This window comes from Psychrobacter luti (genome assembly GCF_014192115.1).
GTDB lineage: Bacteria > Pseudomonadota > Gammaproteobacteria > Pseudomonadales > Moraxellaceae > Psychrobacter > Psychrobacter luti.
This window is the reverse complement of the sequence record NZ_JACHXL010000005.1, coordinates 39,698-57,991: the sequence shown is the minus strand read 5'-3', so window position 1 is coordinate 57,991 and position 18,294 is coordinate 39,698. Positions and strand designations below refer to the sequence as shown.

Below are 18,294 nucleotides of genomic sequence, written 5' to 3'. Positions count from 1 at the left end.
GCGCTTTGATGGTAAGGAATTAAGTATGGCAACGTTACAATGTCGCGTCGTAAGTGCTCGTGAAGAGTTGTATTCAGGCGAAATTAGCATGTTAATAGCTAGTGGTACCGAAGGCGAGATTGGTATATTGCCAGGTCACACTCCGCTTATTACTTTGCTAAAGCCAGGTGCAATGCGCGTACAAACACCAAACGGTGAAGAAGAAGTAATTTACGTCTCAGGTGGCGTGTTAGAAGTACAGCCAAAAATGGTCACCGTACTTGCTGATACCGCCATGCGTGCGCATAATCTTGACGAAAGTAAAATCGTTGAAGCACGTAAAAAAGCTGAGCAGATGCTGGTTAACCAGTCTGATACGGTACAAACCAATGCAGCATTGGCTTCATTGGCGGAATCAGTTGCCCAGCTACAGACTATCCGTAAATACAAAAACCGCGCTTAGTCTTATACTTTGTAGCAAAGGTTAGAGTTTTTCTTTAATTTTCTACAATAATAAAAAAACAGTCCATCATGGGCTGTTTTTTTATGCCTGTTTTTCTGATAGCTGACATTGCTGCCTATGTATATATCAATTTTAGTTAAACTGGCTATACATAGAAGATCGCTATATCACTAAAGAGTTCTCAATAACCAACCAATTTTTAATAAATGAATGAGAAGTCACTAGCGACAATGACAATATATGGTTATATTAGGGATTAGACAAAAAGTTGGTCACGATAAAAGTAGCTTACACAGATTCTTGTTCAATACATTCTTATAATTGGAATGTCCTAGTTGTATAAATATGATTAAGAAGCTCGATAAGGCAAGATGTCTTAATGATTAGTAGCAAACGCTTATTTCATATAAATAATGCCTGATGCCTTTTTATCAGGATAAAGGGTATAATTTTTGGACGCAAACTAAAGTTTTAATAGGTGTAGTTTATAGGTTTTGTTAACAACTATAAGCTATAGTATAGGAAGCTGTGTGTTTAATAGTATACTGTGCTACCAAGTTTGTAACCGCTATAACGGCATCGATTGCAACAGGTTACGGATCGATTAAGTTACGGTGCTATTAATTTACCGCTCTTACTTTTACTGCTTTTAAATTAGATGTATTAGAGGATATAACAATGACAACGAATGAAGAAGACAACACCCCCCGAATCTTGATTGTTGAGGATGACGAGCGTCTGGCCATGTTGACCCAAGATTATTTGGTCAAAAACGGTTTAGAAGTGGCAATTGAAACGGATGGTAATCGCGCCATTCGTCGTATTGTCAACGAACAACCAGATTTGGTCGTGCTTGATGTCATGCTTCCTGGTAGTGATGGCTTGACCGTATGCCGTGAAGTACGTCCACATTATCAGAACCCAATTTTGATGCTGACCGCACGCACAGAAGATATGGATCAGGTATTGGGTCTTGAGATGGGTGCTGATGACTACGTCGCCAAACCTGCACAGCCACGTGTATTGCTCGCGCGTATTCGTGCGTTATTACGTCGCTCAGAAAACGCGCCATCAGAAGATGTGCCACAGCGTTTAGAGTTTGGTGAATTGGTCATCGATAACGGTGGTCGTTCAGTAAATCTAGGTGATGAACTGGTTGATTTCACCAGTGCAGAATATGACCTATTATGGTTATTGGCTTCTAATGCTGGTCGTATCTTGTCACGTGAAGATATTTTTGAACGTCTACGCGGTATCGAGTATGACGGTCAAGATCGCTCAATTGACGTACGTATCTCACGTATCCGTCCAAAAATTGGCGATGATCCAGAAAATCCTAAACGTATCAAAACCGTACGTAGTAAAGGGTATTTGTTCGTTAAAGAAGGCAATTAATACGTTATCTTTGATACAAGTATTTGGTCTATATTACCTTCTGATAAAAAACCAGCATCATGCTGGTTTTTTATGGCTTAAATTTTAATTTTTAAACTTAAATGCTGTGTTATGTGGTTTAATTGAGCGATAATTATCGATGCTAGATATCTAGTATCAGGTAAGAAATGCCATAATCATTTATTATCTATTAATAATTTTTTCAATTAGGTTGGTCACGGCCCGTATGTCATTAGTTTCTTCTCTTAAACACAGTATTTTTGTTCGTATATATGCCGGACTATTGATAGTCTGCTTGTGCGTGGCATTGTTCGCCCAATTATTGATGGATACCATTAATAAGGAACGTGTCCAGTCTTATCGTGAAAACATGGCGACGGGTGCCTTTCATATTGTCAGTGAAGGGATTGCGCATCAAGAGAGTGACTCTCAGCGTGAATATTGGTTGTCTGATGCTAGTAGCTTATTTGGCACAGAATTCAGTATTGTGCCGATTAATGAGGTGGATTTCAATGCCAGTGAGCTGCGGCGCTTTGAGAAAGGTAATACTGTGGTTCGCTATGTTAGCCAACCTGTTTATGCCGATGTTTATTACCGCTTACCGGATAATAAGAGTGTCTTAACAGCGCGCATATCGCAGGTCACCGAACAGCAAGTACGTGCCATCGCTGTGTTTTTGCTCGATGATTTATCATACCATGCTACCTTATCCGATAAGCGGTCGCGTTTGGCTGAGTTAGAGGAGAAGTTTGCTTTTCCATTAGAATTTAAAGCGGTTACTACGCTCAATTTAGATCCTGATCAGATGGCACGCTTGCGCCGCGATGAGGTGGTCATCTTATTACAAGATACCAATACCAGTAAAAGTAACTCAGCAATCAAAGTCGTTGTACCTTCTGAAATCAATGATATGGCTATCTTAATTGGTCCGGTCCCGTTATTTAACTGGTTCCCGCTGAATCTCATTATTAGTATGATTTTGATCAGTATGTTTTTAATCAGCTTGGGCGTATATGCGCTTATCTTTCCGCTCGAGCGCAAATTGCAATTGATTCAAGTCGGTGTTAATGAAGTCAGTAAAGGCAATCTTGATATCAAAGTACAGGTTATCGGCCAAGATGAAATTGCACGCTTATCCGCTACCTTTAATGCGATGACGGCACATATCAAGCGTTTGATTGAGTCACAGCGTGAGCTGACGCGAGCGGTATCGCATGAACTGCGTACCCCTGTTGCTCGTATTCGTTTTGCGGTTGATATGCTGGCAGATACCGACGATGAAGACTCGCGCTTTATGCAGCGTGATTTTATTGATGAGGATATCGAAGCGCTTAACGGTTTGATTGATGAAATTTTAACTTATGCTAAGCTTGAAGAGGGCTCACCGAAACTAGATTTGGAGCCGGTCAACTTGCGAGAATTGCTCGAGCAAATAGAGCGTGAGACCAATGCTTTAGGTAAGCCTATTAAGATAGTGACCAACCTACCCAATGCTAAAGTAACGGCGGTTGCCGATAGACGTTATTTACATCGGGTGATTCAGAATCTAGCCGGTAACGCGCTACGTTATGCAGAGACGACTATTATCATTAGTGCTGGGGTCAAAAAAGGCAATGCTTTTGTCAGTGTAGAAGATGACGGTCACGGTATTGCAGAAGAAGATCGTGAAAAAGTCTTTATTCCGTTTTCACGCTTGGACGACAGCCGTACGCGAGCGTCAGGTGGCTATGGTCTAGGCCTGTCTATTGTGTCGCGTATCGCCTTTTGGTTTAATGGCAATATGAAAGTCGGCGAGAGCCGTGAGCTTGGCGGCGCTCGATTTGTCATGACCTGGCCTATCAAACCGCTGACCCAAGTGCTTGCTGCTGATGAGCTTACCCAAGAAAAAAGCGAACGTGATTTTGATGCTTAATTAGGATTGTTTGAATTACAATGGCGCTATTCGGCGCTAAATAATGCTTAAGTTTGTTATTGTCATTATGATGGTAGAAGCTGATAAATCATTGGCTAAAATAGTATTGATTAATGGTTAATTAACAACTGATGGTTTATGACAGCTTTTAAAGCAGATTAAAAATAGAGGAGGGCAAAGGATGCCGTATTTATTTGGTGGTTTGGTCGTGTTGAACGCAGCAGCGCTCGGTTATTATTTATTCCTGCAACAGCCAACCAGCACAGAGACGCTAAAGGCTGCGCAGAATGAAATAACTCAGCCTTTAGCTTTTACCAATAGTGCGGAGTATATTCCGCCTATCATTGGTACTAGAGAGTAGTATTGCTCGTTTGGCTAATAACTAATAATTCACAATGAATAGCTATTAACCAAATATTGGCCGTGATGTGATTATTGTTTAACTACAGATCATTTATCTACAAATTATTTACATTATCATCAGGGATAGATGATTTGTCGTTTTCAACATCTAATGGCGGCTCACCTGCCACTTTCGAGATGAGTGGGATACGTACACAAACTTGTAGCCCGCCATCTGGATGATTAATCGCCTCGACCGTCCCATGATGCAAGCGCGCAATACGGTCGACAATCGCCAGACCAAGCCCACTACCTTGAGTGGTACGCGCTGATTCGCCGCGCTCAAACGGCTGCATGACACGCTCTAACTGGTCTTCTGCGACCCCATCACCACAGTCACGCACACATATCACTAATTGCTCTTTTGCTTCTTTATTGACCTCGTTTTCAGTCACCATTTCACTGTCTTCTATCTCAGCCTTCTCTATAAAGGTCGGTACTATGGTCGCTGATAAATAAATCGGTGCTTTGCCGTAACGCTTGGCGTTATTAACCAGATTGATAACCAGACGCTTAATAGACATCGGCCGGATAGGAACCACTTTGTGACATTCAGACTGGTAAATAAATTCTAGTGGCGCAAATTGCACCATGATTTCATTAAAGATGGTATCTAAATTGGTCAGGCGTACCGGCTCATCGGAACCGTCTTTCATAAAGGAGATAAACTGCTCTAAGATAGCATCCATATCCTCAACATCATAAATCAATCCTTCACGAAAAAAATCATCAGGCAGCATCTCAGCGGTCAAACGCATACGGGTTAGCGGTGTACGTAAATCATGCGAGATACCTGCCAGCATAATCGTACGCTCTTTTTGTGCTTGATTCAGAGTGGTAAATAAGCGGTTAAAGGCCATATTAACTTGGCGTATTTCAGTCGGTCCATTATGGGTCGGTAACGTAGTAGCATGACCCAAGCGAATATAGTTGGTGGCTGCCCGCTGCAAATACCGTAGCGGACGATTTAATTGGCGTGCTAACAAAATAATGGTTAGCAAGGTCAAAATAGGTAGGCCTACTAAGAATAACCATAATAGCGCAGGGCTATATTGCGAATAATATACCACCGGTTCGCGGATCCAAAAGCTGGTATCGCGGCTGTCTTGCACCCACAGCTGCGGCGTCGGTTTAAACTTAAAATACACTTCTACTGGACGCCCTAATTGCGCGCCAATTTCGCGTTGTAGCACATCAGTAAACACACCAACAAAGGCTTTATCTTCTATGGTCGGAAAGTCGCTAGGATTATTGACCACAACCACATGCGAGTGCTGATAAATCCATTGCCGCACGGCAGGGTTATGTTTCCAGTCTTGATTGACGCTGTTCATTAAGCGTAATTCGCTGGTCAGATAACGCGCATGGTTTTTAAGCTCGGGTAAATACAGGCTACGCCAAAAAAACAAAATCGATACCCCTACACTGATAATGACAATAAAAGCCACCATTAAGGTGGTCAGCCAAGTGTTAGAGTAGGAGCGGGCAAGCCGACCTTTACGTCGTGGTTGCGATTTTGGTGTGGTCATAAGAATCCAAAAGGTTGAGCAAGACATTTATAAAAGTAGTTTTTCTAAAACTATCTATAAACATAGCGTTTTTTATTGAGTTTTTACATATAAAAAATATAACTTCATTCGGTATGACAAGCCTACGATTTAAAGCTTTATTAAGCCGCTCTTTTGTTGTGCGGTTTGACCGTAGGGTTTGGTTATAGGTTTGCTTGTAGGATAGCATAATCAAATAATGCGATTGTGGGCTTTACCGATAGAATGAGTAGCCAATTTAACAGGGTTAAGCCCAACAAATTAACCACGAAATATAAATTATGTTTTACATGCATTGCTATTTAAGCTATTGTTAATAAATAATTAAATAAGCACAGTTTATGTTTTCAATAAAACAAGACTGTGATATAATTATGCCCTTTTTGGTATACCTGCGAAAGAGAGAATTCACATGGTTGTTATTCGTTTAGCACGGGGCGGTGCCAAGAAACGCCCATTTTATCAAGTAGTTGTTGCTGATCAACGCCGCGCGCGTGACGGTCGCTACATTGAAAACATCGGCTTTTTTAACCCACTCGCTAAAGAGTCTGAAGAAGCAGTACGCCTAAACATGGAAGCGTACAATGCGTGGATCGCTAAAGGTGCACAACCTTCAGATCGCGTTGCTTCATTAGCAAAAGCTTATAACAAGTCTGTAGCTCAAACTGAAGCAACTGCTTAAGTTTTGGTTACTAAGTACTAATAGCGTGATGTTTACGTTTATTAGTCGACTTTATAAAACATAGCGTAACTGGTCTGACCAGGGTGCGCCATTAACTGTTTATTACTTTTGATTGCGTTTATCGCTTTTGATTGCGTTTATCGCTTTTGATTGAACTGTATTCAGCATTGCTGTTTTAATCATCGTTAGGTTAGCCGTTATGTCATCTGTTCCAAACGCTAGTGCACTTATGAAAATCGGTCAGCTAAAAAAGCCTTATGGCATTAAAGGCTGGCTGTGGGTATTTAGTGATACGGATGATCGTACGGCAATATTTGACATGCAGCCTTGGTGGATGAAAACTGCTACTGGTATGAAGCCTTTGACCGTAAAGGCTTGGCGTGAGCAAGGGACAGGTATTGTCGCTCAATTTGAGCAAATACCTGACCGTAACCTTGCTGAGACCATGAATGGGGTAACCCTTTGGGTCGAACAAAACGTTTTGCCAGAAACAGCGGAAGACGAATATTATTGGTCGGATTTGGTCAGCTTGCGCGTGATGAACGAGCAAGATGAGTATTTAGGCAATATTACTGAAATGTTTGAAACTGGTGCCCATGACATCATGCGTGTAACGGCAAATTCAGACAGTTTGGATAAAGAAGAGCGCCTGATACCTTGGCATAAGCAAACAGTGATTGAAGTCAATATGACTGAGAAAACCGTGCTTGTGGCATGGCCAAGTGATTATTAATAATAAGCAATTATTAACACAAGCTTTGGTGATATAAGTTTCGGCTTTATCGTTAAAGGTTGTTGATAGTCACACCGATTTATTTAGCCACTGTTATCCATTGTGCAAGTAGACATTCGATGTATTTTGCCGTGATTAGTATTTTCCCTGAAATGTTTGCCACGATTCGTGAGTTTGGAATCACGGGACGGGCAGTCACTCAGGAGCAAGTCACGATTGAATGCATCAACCCGCGCGATTATACCACTGATAATTATCGCCGTATTGATGAGCGCCCGTATGGTGGCGGTCCTGGCATGGTGATGATGGCTGAGCCATTATCCCAAGCGATTGAGGATGCCCGCCTGCGAGCCAGTCAACATGGCTGCCGTGTCGATAGTGAGCATTGTCCGGTGATATATATGTCACCACAAGGCAAGACGCTCAGCGAAAGTAGTGTGGTCAGTATGACTGAGTATGACGGCATGATTTTATTATGTGGTCGTTACGAAGGTATTGATGAGCGCTTACTGTCGCAGTATGTCGACATTGAGATATCACTCGGTGATTACGTCTTAACGGGTGGTGAGCTACCAGCCATGGTACTGATGGATAGTGTGATACGTCGTCTGCCTGATATTATGGGTGATGATAAGTCAGCTGAGCAAGACTCGTTCGTCGATGGCTTGCTTGATTGTCCACATTATACTAAGCCGCATGAGTTTGCTGGTATGGCGGTCCCTGAAGTATTACTTTCAGGTCATCATGCTAATATCGCTAAGTGGCGCTTTAGCCAACAAGTTGAACGTACGCAAACGCGGCGTCCAGATTTATGGCAAGCGTTTACCCCAACGGTAGAGCAAGCAAAGTGGCTCAAAGCATTGGCTAAAGCAGATAAAAAATAGCGTTAATAGCGGTTAAAAACATAAACAGTTAAGAAATAAAATTTTGAGCAGTAATAAAACGAGTCATAGCATAATGGCCGTTTGTCATAACCCATTTACGTTGTAGCTGTTATTAATCTAAGATATTAATAATAGGTATGATTAATTATTACAAACAGGTGATATGCGTCAAGCCTCTATTATCTAATGTGAGGAGATAACTCTCATGAGCAACAAGCATCCATTGGTTCAGGTCATCGAAAATGCTCAATTGATTGAGCGCCCAAGCTTTGCACCCGGCGATACCGTTGTGGTTCAAGTAAAAGTACGTGAAGGTGAGCGTGAGCGTTTACAGGCTTTTGAAGGCGTTGTAATTGCTAAGCGTAACCGCGGTTTAAACTCAGCGTTTACCGTACGTAAAATCTCAAGCGGTGTTGGCGTTGAGCGTGCATTCCAATTGCATTCACCAATCATCGATAGCATTGAAGTGAAACGCCGTGGCGCTGTTCGCCGTGCGAAACTATACTACTTACGTGAGCGCTCTGGTAAATCAGCACGTATCCGCGAGAAGCTTGCTCCGCGTGCACCTAAAGTTGTTAAGGTAAAAACTGACGCTCGCGTTCCTGATGCAGTTGAAACTGCACCTGGCATTTAAGCAAAAGTTTGCCACCTTTAGTTAGCTGTATGATGTACAGTCGACTAGGGTAAAGCAATAGTAGATACAAACCCTTATTCATAGGTTTATCATATAAATAAGCGGGTAGTACCAAAAAAGACAAAACCCCAATCTGTGCGTATGCCAGATTGGGGTTTTTGTATGTGGGGCTTTGTTTTAATTAAAAGCCGTAAGCTTAACGTTAGCTCTCGAGGTTATCTATACGGTTGGATTGGTCTTTAGATTTACTGTATTTACGCAGTCGAATGTAAAGGATCTTAGTCACAGTCGCAATAACTTTTTGTTGCTCATCGACGATATCGACCTTATATTCACGAAATACAGGCTCACCCTCTTTTGCCAATTCTTGAATAGTAATAATCTCAGCGCTAGGGATTTTCATGCGCGCGGTGACTTTGCTATCACCAGGGGAGATAAACTCAATGTGTGAGCTTTTATCCCAAACCACATAACTGCTACCTAATTGGTGCATCAGCATCAGCATATAAAATGGATCGACCATCGAATATAGACTGCCACCAAACTGAGTACCGACGATATTCTTATTTAAGCTATTTAGCCCCATACTGACAATGCATAAGCCTTGGTCTAGGTTGATATGCTCAATCTTAATACCGGCACCGATGTAAGGCGCATAAGTATTGATACGCAATTTAAGCAAATAAGGGGTAAGTAATGGCATGATATTTTTTTTGGCATTACGTTTCAGGGTTTCAAGATTTTTAGGCAGTAAACTCATAAACTTATCCTAGGGTACTTCTTGATTTTTAGACTGTTATTATTCAATCGTTATGGGTAAAAAGGTATTTATCATAGTGAAAAACTCATAAAGGTGCTAGAGCTAAAGCGTAACTTCATTTAAATCTTAGCACTTCGTTTTTGTCCATATGCGATTATCTATCACCCATATAACGATAATGCATTATGGCTTATGAGAAGAATAGTAATTAATGACTCCAATCTGCTATTTTTTAGCAACTAAGTACTTAATAAGTTTGGACTTATTTTAAAAGAAAACTTTACGTTATTAATAACAGGTATATATATAGTATATTCGAATTGTTATAGGTTCGCGTTCCAAAGCCTCATGACATACAATGACTGCATTTTTCTCTAGTGGCTTAACGTTTATCGCAAGAATAGTAAGTGAATAAGCAGTCGCTAAAACGTCGGTCGACACAAGGAAATGTGATGAGTAACACGCAGCTTCCCCCTTTAGATGGCAATCCACAGCAGCCAATCACTTCTGATAATGATTTGCAAGACAGCTATGTAGACTTACATAAGCCCAATTCTAGTTTTAAAAACCGTAACGCCTATCTCAATCATGAACTGCAAATCATGCAGCCGAAACGCTGGCGGCCTAATCTGCCGTTCCGTGATTATCGTTTTGAGTATGAAGATACGATTCCGGCGATGGCAGCGACAATCGGTAAAGTAGTGATGGTGGGCGCTATCGCGGCAACGTTTGCAGGGCCACTGGGTTTGAGCGATGCCTTCGTCCTAGAAAACGTCCGTTATGAGCTATTAATCGTCGCGTTCTTTGTCATTTTGTTCTCAGGATTTTTGCTACCGACTGCCAACCTTGCTGGTACGCATGGTCCACTAATTCCGCTGATTCCTATCGTCGTTGCCGCTGGTGGTCACCCAATGGCTTTTGGTCTGCTTATCGGTGCTTTTGGCTTGTTACTGGCCATCAGTAAAGGGGGCAGTCTGCTGGCAAACTTGACCAGTAAAGGCGTGTGCGGTGGTTTGCTGCTGTATCTGGGCTTTATTGGTACCATCTCGCAAGTCAAAAACTTGTTTGCTTGGGCTGAAGGCATCGGCATGGCGCATATTGCCTTTGTGGTCATTCTACTGACGATTATATTGTACGCCGTGTTAGAGAACTTTCAAAAGCGCTGGCTTGCCGTGCCGCTAAGTTGTCTATTAGGTGGCGGCGTTGCCTTTGCCATGGGTGCGCCCTTTGCCTTTGAAACAGCACCTGGCTTACCAAATATGAATCCTATGTATTGGTGGGGTGAAGATACCGGTTGGATGCTCGGATTGCCAACGATTGAAAGCTTCGTTGTCGTGTTGCCTTTTGCGGTGTTGGCCGTTGCCATGTGGTCGCCAGACTTCTTAGGTCATCAAGTGTTTCAAAAAATCAGTTATCCAAAACGTACTGAGCGCGTGCTCATGGATATCGATGATACGATGACCAGCGCTTCTATTCGTCAGGTGGCAGGCTCTTTACTGGGCGGTGCAAACTTTGCGTCATCATGGGGTACGTATATTGTACCCGCGGCAATCGCCAAGCGTCCTATTCCAGCCGGTGCAGTATTAACGGGCGTGTTCTGTCTTATTGCGGGTATTTGGGGTTATCCAATGGATTTGGCCATTTGGGAGCCGGTGATGTGTGTGGCGCTGATTGTCGGTGTTTTTATACCGTTACTTGAAGCAGGGATGGAGATGACACGCGAGGGTAAAACCACTCAGTCTGCTGCTATTGTTGTCTTTGCGTCTGCCTTGGTCAATCCAGCCTTTGGTTGGTCAATCACCTTAGTACTGGATAATTTAGGCTTAATTGGCTCGAAAGAGCGTAGTGCCAATCTGACCAAAATGAGCCGTTGGATTATTCCTGTGGTCACTTTTGTGATATTAACAGGGGTTATGGCAATCGTTGGTATGTTGCCAGGTATCCCAGCGCTATTACCAAATTTCCGTCACTAGTCGCACTGTAGGGTTGTTTTTCTGCAAAAAGTCAGCCTTGGTGCTGGCTTCTTTTATGGTTGTTGCTAAGCTGATAAAGGTTCTTGTAAAACGCTTACTATCGCCCCATAAATAGCTATATATCAGTATCTTGAGAGCAGTAAATTCTATGGTTAATGTCTCAGCATCGATTCCCGTCGACGATAAAAAAGCCCGTCTTAAGCATTTGATTCAGCGCCTGCCAAATTTGCCAGGGGTGTATAAAATGCTGGGTAAAAATGGCGATATTCTTTATGTCGGTAAAGCCAAATCGCTTAAAAGTCGCGTCAATAGTTACTTTGCGAAAACCATTGACCATCCAAAGACGCGAGCGTTAGTCGCGCGGATTCATAACATCGAAACCATTATTACCCGTAGTGAAACTGAAGCGCTGCTACTCGAGCAAAATCTGATTAAAGAACATCGTCCGCCTTATAACGTGCTACTGCGTGATGATAAATCCTACCTTTATGTGTTTATCTCAGCAGATAAGCCTTATCCAAGATTGGCTTATGGGCGCGGTAAGGGCAATCACCAAAAAGGACGGTTTTTTGGTCCTTTCCCTTCTGCGCATGCGGCAAAAGAGACGCTGGTGCTCATGCAAAAAATGTTTCAAATGCGCCAATGTACCAATACCTTTTTTAAACAGCGTAAGCGCCCATGCCTTGAGTATCAGATTAAGCGTTGCCGTGCGCCCTGTGTTGGTTTGGTGTCGCCAGAAGAATATAGCGAGGACGTCAATAATACCATTCGTTTCCTAAAAGGCGATTCTAGCGATATCCATAGTACGCTGATTGAAAAAATGGAAGGCGCGGCTGAAGTGTTAGATTTTGAAAAGGCGGTCTTTTATCGTGATCAGCTGTCTATGCTGCGTGAAGTACAAGCAAAGCAAGCCGTTTATACCGTACAAGGTGAGGCAGATGTAATAGCTATTGCCAGCCAAGCAGGCATGACCTGTGTCAATGTATTGACGGTGCGTGGCGGGCGCGTGCTCGGCGGTAAGAATTATTTCCCTGATGTTGATAGCAGTGAGCCGCTTGCTGATAACTTGTCCGCCTTTATTACCTCATTTTATTTTCAGGTGACCGATGACTTGCCAGCAGAGATTATACTCAGTCATGAGCTACCCGATCAGATAGCGGTGAGTGAAGCGCTGGCCACGCATTTTGGTAGCAAAGTCGTCATTAAAACCAATGTCCGTGAGCACCGCGCTGAGTGGTTAGATTTGGCAAAACTTAATACCAATAATGCACTAAAAACCAAACTTGGTGACTATTTAGAATTGCATGCCCGCTTTGGCGCGCTTAAAGAGGTGCTAGCAGAGGTTACTGATCGAACCATCGACCGTATCGAGTGTTTTGATATCTCGCATACCATGGGTGAGGCGACCATTGGTAGCTGTGTGGTGTTTGACCAAGGTGGTTCGCGTCGCCGTGATTATCGCCAATATGCGATTCATGATATTGTCGGTGGTGATGACTATGCGGCGATGAAGCAAGTGCTGACACGGCGTTATAAAAAGCAGCCATTGCCTGATTTATTGCTGATTGATGGTGGTAAAGGTCAGCTCAGTATGGCAAAAGAGGTGCTAGTAGAATTGGGCATTTTAGGCGATACCTTGCTTATCGGCGTAGCCAAAGGCGAGGGGCGCAAAGCAGGACTTGAAGTATTGCATTTCCTTGACCATGAGCCGCTTGATTTGCCTATGGATAGTAAGGCGCTGCATTTATTAATGCATATTCGCGATGAGGCACATCGTTTTGCAATCACCGCGCACCGTAAGAAGCGTGATAAGCGCCGTTCGTCATCAGTGCTAGAAGTGATTCCAGGGCTGGGTGAAAAGCGTCGTCGTGACTTGCTCAATCACTTTGGTGGCATGCAGCAATTGCTTGGGGCGTCACAGCAAGAACTGGCTGGCGTGCAGGGGATTGGTCCGATATTAGCGAAAACCGTTTATAAAGTGCTGCATGAATAAGTGGATTTTCATAAAAAAATGACAACAGCCCTAAGACTGTTGTCATTCTAAAATTAATAATATTGAACAGTTAAGACTTTCTAATCATTAGAAATCAAAAGTTAACTGTTGGTTTGGGTAGCTGCGACAGTGCTCGCAAACGCGCTCCCAACGATTAAATCGATAGCACAAATACCAACGAACATGCACAGCTTTAGGATAACCGCATTGAATGGTCATTATGACCTCCATAATTATGATTTTAATTTCACAACTATGGAGACGTAGACAAATATTAGCATTTGCTATTAATGGCATTTACTATAAAATATATAAACCGTCCAAGGTGAATAAACTTTATTAGTAAGCTAACACTGGAGTTAGTCTCCATAGCTGTCTAATGTAAAAGTTTTTAAGCTCAGCAATTAATTTTGCTGGGCTTTTTTAATTTTCCATATTTGCTTTCTCCTCTTTATTGATAGTTCATGAAATGTCATATCAAATGACATTAGTCTTCTTTTCTTCTATAAGTCACAAACTTAAAATCTAAGCCACTTTTTTCATCGTGCATCTGCTGGGATTCTTCCGCGACTACAAACTCATTTGGCAGCTCTGGATAAAACGCATCGCCATCCATAATGTCAGTATCGACATGCGTCAGCTCGACACGGTCGGTATACATCATCGCTTCTTTAAACACGCGCTCGCCACCGATGACCCAAATGGTGTCAAGATGAGCACCATGGGCAAGGCTAGCCGCTTGCGTCAGCGCATCGTCTAAATTATGCATCACATAAGCTTTTACACTATCAACTAAGCCACTTTGCTCAGCATAGTCTAATTGGCTGGTGATGATAAAGCTGATACGTTTTGGCAGTGGTTTGCTACCCATCGACTCAAAAGTCTTACGACCCATGATGACGATACCTTGTATCGCGCTATCATTTTGCTTGGTCGTCATGCTTTTAAAATGCTGCAAGTCAGCTGAGATATACCACGGTAGCTCGTTTCCTTTGCCGATACAGCGATTGCTACTGATAGCCGCAATCTGGGCAACTTCGGTATTGGCATAACTCATAAGGTATCCTTTTTATTGTCTTTTAATATTCAAGCGATAAAATTTAGACTGCAACCTTGGCCTTAATGGCAGGATGCGACTCATAACCATCGACGCTGATATCGTTATAGTTAAAGGCAAAAATATCTGTTACATCAGGGTTAAGGGTCAAGGTTGGCAGCGTATAAAGCTCACGCGTCAATTGCAGCTCAACTTGCTCGCGATGGTTTTGGTAAATATGACAATCACCGCCTGTCCAGATAAATTCACCAACCTCTAATCCACATACTTGCGCCACCATATGAGTAAGCAAAGCGTAGCTGGCAATATTAAAAGGCACGCCTAGGAATAAATCCGCTGAGCGTTGATAGAGCTGGCATGACAGCTTATTATCTGCAACGAAAAATTGAAATAAAGTATGACAAGGAGGCAAGGCAACTTGTTCCGCTTCACCAGGATTCCAACCAGAAACGATTAAGCGTCGTGAATTGGGATTATTCTTTATTTGCTCAATGACTTGGGTAATTTGATCGATACCATCGTTATTGTAGATACCGTTTTCATCTTTAGTAGCACCATAATTGCGCCATTGATGACCATAAACTGGCCCTAAATCACCAGCAGGACGGTTAAAGCGCGCCGTTTGCTCAGCAGTCGACCACTCGTTCCAGATGCGCACACCATTTTCTTGTAAATAATCAACGTGGGTGCTACCACTTAAAAACCAAAATAGTTCATAGACGATAGATTTAAAATGGACTTTTTTAGTGGTTAATAGGGGAAACCCATCTGCCAAGTCAAAACGTAGCTGCGCACCAAAGTGGCTCAGTGTACCGGTGCCAGTACGATCGCCTTTTTCGCTGCCATGAGTAAGGACGTGTTGTAACAAATCTAAATAGGCTTGCTCATTTTTACTGTTGTGATAATAACTGCTCATAAAATTGCTCTTTTACGCTGTTAGAACGTATCTTTAATATAATTCTTTATATAGCTGTTAATAAAGACATTAATGCTAAGTAAGTATTAATAAGCTGACTGCTTACCCCAATCATAAATACCGCGCTTATAAGCATAGATCAGCATGATTAAGCCGGCGATAATCATCGGTGCGCTTAAGAGTTGCCCTTTGGTCATCCAGCCTAACAAGATGAATCCTTGGTCGGCATCTGGCTGACGGAAGAACTCGATGATAAAGCGGCTGATACCGTAGCCTAATAAGAACACCGCAGATGCTGCCATACGTGGGCGCGGTTTTGATGAATACCACCATAAAAAGATAAATAGCAGCAGACCTTCGGCAAAGGCTTCGTATAGCTGTGAGGGGTGACGCGGCAATAAATACTGTCCATTTACCTCAAGCATTAACTCTTGTAGCTCAGGATTGGTCTGTAATTGCTCCATATCAAAGGCAGCGGCTTGCGGGAAATAAGTCAGCCAGTTGTAGCCACCGTCTGAGACACGTCCCCATAGCTCACCATTGATATAGTTACCGATACGACCAAATAATAAGCCAGTCGGCACGCAAGGCACGATAAAATCGAACACTTGAAAAGTGGTCTTTTTATATTTACGCGCAAAGAACCACATGCCCAGCATGACGCCGATAAAGCCACCGTGAAAAGACATACCGCCTTCCCAAACTCGCAACAGATACGCAGGGTTTTGCAAAAGCTCGCCGAACTGATAAAACAGTACATAACCAATGCGACCGCCTAAAATGACACCAAGCGCCCCATAAAAGACCAAATCAGAGACCATATCGGTGGTCCAATTGTCGCGTTTGGTGCTGCGATACCAAGCAAGGCCATAAGCGGCGGCAAAGGCCAACAGATACATTAAGCCATACCAGTGCACTTCTACTGGTCCCAAAGATAGCGCTACGGGATCATACTGAGGGTGAATCATCATAAGAGCATCATATTATTGATAATGGAATGTAGCTCATAATAGCAAAATTCATCCCTTGGGAATACTATGATAAGTTTATCGACAAATAAATGGTTGAGTGTATGTACAGATAACTCGATAAATGAATTGATGGTTGCATTGTTGAATAAATAGCAAAGCCTTGCAAAAACCGATAAGATGAAAAAAAGCGCTTCACTTCCTAAGGAACCCTTATGCAGCCATATTTATCGACATTATCCGTGCTAGGTGTAGTAGCTTCAGGCTTAACGCTGTGGGTTCCTATAAATGCCCAAGCGGCGATGAGCAATATTGAGAACATCACTATTTACCAAGGCTTAGCCAGTGTAACGCGTACTTTGCCAATTAGCGGTAGCGGCGAGCAGACACTGGTTTTTTCTTGCTTATCGCCAACCATCGAACCAGATAGTATCAGCGTTCAAGCATTGGGCAATGTCAATGTTGGCGAAGTCAGTATCGAAACCTTAAGCGCTGAACAAGCGGCACAATGTCAATATGTCCAATATCAAGGTGACGCCAAAGTACAGAGCCAAAAAAAAAATCTCACCGATATCAGCGCTGAATTAGAAGCGGCACGTTTAACCAAAGCTTATTTGCAAAATTTAACCAAGGTCACGCAAATCAATACGACTGCCACCCTTGCCAATAATGCACGCGATTTAGAGACGCAAGCGGCCAGTATTAATAAAAGAATTGTCGAGCTACAGCAGCGAGAGGCGCAAGCGAAAGATGCGCTGAATCAGCTTCTGGCGGGCAGTACTACCTCAAAACAGAATAGTGTGACCCAAGTCAGTGTACGTACCGCCAGTCGTACGCCAAGTACCGTTAAACTGCACTATCAGGTGCGCGGTGCTAGTTGGGAGCCAACCTATCAAGCTCGCTTAAATACCGATAATAAACAGCTTAATATTACCGCCTCTGCTGTCATCGCCCAACAAACAGGCGAAAATTGGAACAATGTGCCGGTTATCTTAAGTACCGTTAATCCCAATCAAACGACGACCAGTCAGCTGCCAAGAGTGGAGCGCTTATCGTTATATGAGGAAGAGCAGGCTAAGTTAAGCCGTTATGCACAACCAATGATGGAAGCGGCGCCAGTGGTCGTGTCTGAAAGAGACAATTATGGCGGCGGTGCAGATGATATGCCACCGCTACCGAGCTTTAGCGTCAGCAGTCAAAATAAAAATGGCATCACCGAATATAGACTGCCGCAGCGTGTGAGTATTCCAAGTGATGGCAGGCGCGTACGCACGGTCATTGATGAGCAATCTGGCACCAGTAAGCTTTGGCTACGTAGCACGCCAAGTGCCGAGACCGCTGCTTATTGGTATGCGTCTGCGCCATTTTTGACACCAGCTTGGGCGGATGGCTCATTGCAACTGTATCGTGATGATAACTATGTTGGACAGTCGCGCTATAATTATCAAAACCTGAAAGAGCAGGGCATAGGTTTTGGTATTGACCCAAGTTTGCTGGTGAAGCAATTGACCGATGAGAATAAACAGGGCGATAAAGGCGTATTTAACCGTCAACAAACCAAAACCATCACTCAGGCTTATCAATTTACCAATCAGCACAATCGTAGCGTGCGCTTGCAAGTGTTGAGCGCTGAGCCAGTTAGCAGTGATGACAGCATTAAGGTTACTGCGGCGCACACGCCGGCTATTAGCCAAAAAGACTGGAATGACAATAAAGGCATGGTCGCTTGGGAGTTTGATTTGCCAAGTAAGCAATCAAAAGTCGTGCAATCGACGTATCAAATTAGCTACCCTGCGGATAAAAAGTTAAGCACCAATTAATGTTAAAGCAAAACTATGCAATCCATTTAACTTAAAACGAATAATGCAGTGCTGCTAGGATAGATTTTGTGAAGCCTTTAGAGTGCGAAGCGCACAGCAAGCGAGTAAAATTTATCCTAGTAGAATGCTATTTTGAACGACTCTATTTTGTATTGAAAAGAATACCAATCATATAA

The 18,294-nt window shown here is 42.9% G+C and carries 15 protein-coding genes and 2 pseudogenes; 12 read left to right on the top strand and 5 right to left on the bottom strand.

All coding sequences use genetic code 11. From position 1 onward, the window contains the following. The first annotated feature begins 25 nt into the window (after positions 1–25). The 4 genes from FHS24_RS10035 (at position 26) to FHS24_RS10020 (ending at position 4,110) form a co-directional block, all read left to right on the top strand. Positions 26–442: a F0F1 ATP synthase subunit epsilon gene (locus FHS24_RS10035; protein ID WP_149493092.1), complete on the top strand. Its 417-nt coding sequence runs from the start codon at positions 26–28 to the stop codon at positions 440–442. Positions 443–1,120: 678 nt separating this feature from the next. Beyond that, positions 1,121–1,837: a response regulator gene (locus FHS24_RS10030; protein WP_021812806.1), complete on the top strand. Its 717-nt coding sequence runs from the start codon at positions 1,121–1,123 to the stop codon at positions 1,835–1,837. 226 nt (positions 1,838–2,063) lie between these two features. Continuing rightward, positions 2,064–3,749, top strand: a complete 1,686-nt coding sequence (locus tag FHS24_RS10025; protein ID WP_183621013.1) for an ATP-binding protein — start codon at positions 2,064–2,066, stop codon at positions 3,747–3,749. Between the two features lie 181 nt (positions 3,750–3,930). After that, positions 3,931–4,110, top strand: a complete 180-nt coding sequence (locus tag FHS24_RS10020; RefSeq protein WP_183621012.1) for a hypothetical protein — start codon at positions 3,931–3,933, stop codon at positions 4,108–4,110. A 97-nt stretch (positions 4,111–4,207) separates the two neighbouring features. Here the strand turns inward: FHS24_RS10020 and FHS24_RS10015 are convergent, their stop codons facing one another. Then, positions 4,208–5,680: an ATP-binding protein gene (locus tag FHS24_RS10015; RefSeq protein WP_183621011.1), complete on the bottom strand. Its 1,473-nt coding sequence runs from the start codon at positions 5,678–5,680 to the stop codon at positions 4,208–4,210. Positions 5,681–6,110: 430 nt separating this feature from the next. Here FHS24_RS10015 and rpsP point away from each other — a divergent pair, with 430 nt between their 5' ends. The 5 genes and pseudogenes from rpsP to FHS24_RS12650 all read left to right on the top strand — a co-directional run. After that, positions 6,111–6,380 (top strand): 30S ribosomal protein S16, encoded by a 270-nt coding sequence (gene rpsP, locus FHS24_RS10010; protein ID WP_010197931.1) that lies wholly within the window; start codon positions 6,111–6,113, stop codon positions 6,378–6,380. A 199-nt stretch (positions 6,381–6,579) separates the two neighbouring features. Continuing rightward, the gene (gene rimM / locus FHS24_RS10005; RefSeq protein WP_183621010.1) at positions 6,580–7,113 is read left to right on the top strand and encodes a ribosome maturation factor RimM; all 534 of its coding nucleotides are present in this window, start codon (positions 6,580–6,582) and stop codon (positions 7,111–7,113) included. Between the two features lie 119 nt (positions 7,114–7,232). Next, entirely contained in the window at positions 7,233–7,997 is a 765-nt protein-coding gene (gene trmD, locus FHS24_RS10000) for a tRNA (guanosine(37)-N1)-methyltransferase TrmD (protein ID WP_183621009.1), read from the top strand. Positions 7,998–8,202: 205 nt separating this feature from the next. Then, the gene (gene rplS, locus FHS24_RS09995) at positions 8,203–8,631 is read left to right on the top strand and encodes a 50S ribosomal protein L19 (RefSeq protein WP_183621008.1); all 429 of its coding nucleotides are present in this window, start codon (positions 8,203–8,205) and stop codon (positions 8,629–8,631) included. A gap of 232 nt (positions 8,632–8,863) precedes the next feature. Beyond that, a pseudogene (locus tag FHS24_RS12650) lies at positions 8,864–8,935 on the top strand (hypothetical protein); the annotation flags it as partial. Here FHS24_RS12650 and FHS24_RS09990 read toward each other — a convergent pair. Beyond that, a pseudogene (locus FHS24_RS09990) lies at positions 8,912–9,334 on the bottom strand (DUF4442 domain-containing protein); the annotation flags it as partial. The pseudogenes FHS24_RS12650 and FHS24_RS09990 overlap by 24 nt on opposite strands. Positions 9,335–9,843: 509 nt before the next feature. Here FHS24_RS09990 and FHS24_RS09985 point away from each other — a divergent pair. Further along, positions 9,844–11,364, top strand: coding sequence for a DUF3360 family protein (locus FHS24_RS09985; protein ID WP_183621006.1), 1,521 nt, complete (start codon positions 9,844–9,846; stop codon positions 11,362–11,364). A gap of 148 nt (positions 11,365–11,512) precedes the next feature. Further along, positions 11,513–13,357, top strand: coding sequence for an excinuclease ABC subunit UvrC (uvrC, locus tag FHS24_RS09980; RefSeq protein WP_183621005.1), 1,845 nt, complete (start codon positions 11,513–11,515; stop codon positions 13,355–13,357). Between the two features lie 487 nt (positions 13,358–13,844). Here the strand turns inward: uvrC and FHS24_RS09975 are convergent, their stop codons facing one another. The 3 genes from FHS24_RS09975 to lgt form a co-directional block, all read right to left on the bottom strand. Then, positions 13,845–14,414, bottom strand: coding sequence for a dihydrofolate reductase (locus FHS24_RS09975; RefSeq protein WP_183621004.1), 570 nt, complete (start codon positions 14,412–14,414; stop codon positions 13,845–13,847). Between the two features lie 43 nt (positions 14,415–14,457). Continuing rightward, positions 14,458–15,330 carry a thymidylate synthase gene (locus tag FHS24_RS09970; RefSeq protein ID WP_183621003.1) on the bottom strand — a complete coding sequence of 291 codons (873 nt, stop codon included), beginning with the start codon at positions 15,328–15,330 and terminating at the stop codon, positions 14,458–14,460. A gap of 86 nt (positions 15,331–15,416) precedes the next feature. Beyond that, positions 15,417–16,301: a prolipoprotein diacylglyceryl transferase gene (gene lgt, locus FHS24_RS09965; protein ID WP_183621002.1), complete on the bottom strand. Its 885-nt coding sequence runs from the start codon at positions 16,299–16,301 to the stop codon at positions 15,417–15,419. Positions 16,302–16,513: 212 nt separating this feature from the next. Between lgt and FHS24_RS09960 the strand changes: the two genes are divergently transcribed. Beyond that, entirely contained in the window at positions 16,514–18,118 is a 1,605-nt protein-coding gene (locus FHS24_RS09960; RefSeq protein ID WP_183621001.1) for a DUF4139 domain-containing protein, read from the top strand. Positions 18,119–18,294 lie beyond the last annotated feature (176 nt).

Excerpts from the sequence above, each read along its gene's own strand:
- FHS24_RS10015 (WP_183621011.1), bottom strand. The coding sequence starts at position 5,680 with ATGACCACACCAAAATCGCAACCACGACGTAAAGGTCGGCTTGCCCGC.
- FHS24_RS10035 (WP_149493092.1), top strand. The coding sequence starts at position 26 with ATGGCAACGTTACAATGTCGCGTCGTAAGTGCTCGTGAAGAGTTGTAT.
- trmD (WP_183621009.1), top strand. The coding sequence starts at position 7,233 with ATGTATTTTGCCGTGATTAGTATTTTCCCTGAAATGTTTGCCACGATT.
- FHS24_RS10025 (WP_183621013.1), top strand. The coding sequence starts at position 2,064 with ATGTCATTAGTTTCTTCTCTTAAACACAGTATTTTTGTTCGTATATAT.
- FHS24_RS09960 (WP_183621001.1), top strand. The coding sequence starts at position 16,514 with ATGCAGCCATATTTATCGACATTATCCGTGCTAGGTGTAGTAGCTTCA.
- FHS24_RS10020 (WP_183621012.1), top strand. The coding sequence starts at position 3,931 with ATGCCGTATTTATTTGGTGGTTTGGTCGTGTTGAACGCAGCAGCGCTC.
- uvrC (WP_183621005.1), top strand. The coding sequence starts at position 11,513 with ATGGTTAATGTCTCAGCATCGATTCCCGTCGACGATAAAAAAGCCCGT.
- FHS24_RS10030 (WP_021812806.1), top strand. The coding sequence starts at position 1,121 with ATGACAACGAATGAAGAAGACAACACCCCCCGAATCTTGATTGTTGAG.
- FHS24_RS09985 (WP_183621006.1), top strand. The coding sequence starts at position 9,844 with ATGAGTAACACGCAGCTTCCCCCTTTAGATGGCAATCCACAGCAGCCA.
- lgt (WP_183621002.1), bottom strand. The coding sequence starts at position 16,301 with ATGATGATTCACCCTCAGTATGATCCCGTAGCGCTATCTTTGGGACCA.
- rplS (WP_183621008.1), top strand. The coding sequence starts at position 8,203 with ATGAGCAACAAGCATCCATTGGTTCAGGTCATCGAAAATGCTCAATTG.
- rimM (WP_183621010.1), top strand. The coding sequence starts at position 6,580 with ATGTCATCTGTTCCAAACGCTAGTGCACTTATGAAAATCGGTCAGCTA.
- FHS24_RS09975 (WP_183621004.1), bottom strand. The coding sequence starts at position 14,414 with ATGAGTTATGCCAATACCGAAGTTGCCCAGATTGCGGCTATCAGTAGC.
- FHS24_RS09970 (WP_183621003.1), bottom strand. The coding sequence starts at position 15,330 with ATGAGCAGTTATTATCACAACAGTAAAAATGAGCAAGCCTATTTAGAT.
- rpsP (WP_010197931.1), top strand. The coding sequence starts at position 6,111 with ATGGTTGTTATTCGTTTAGCACGGGGCGGTGCCAAGAAACGCCCATTT.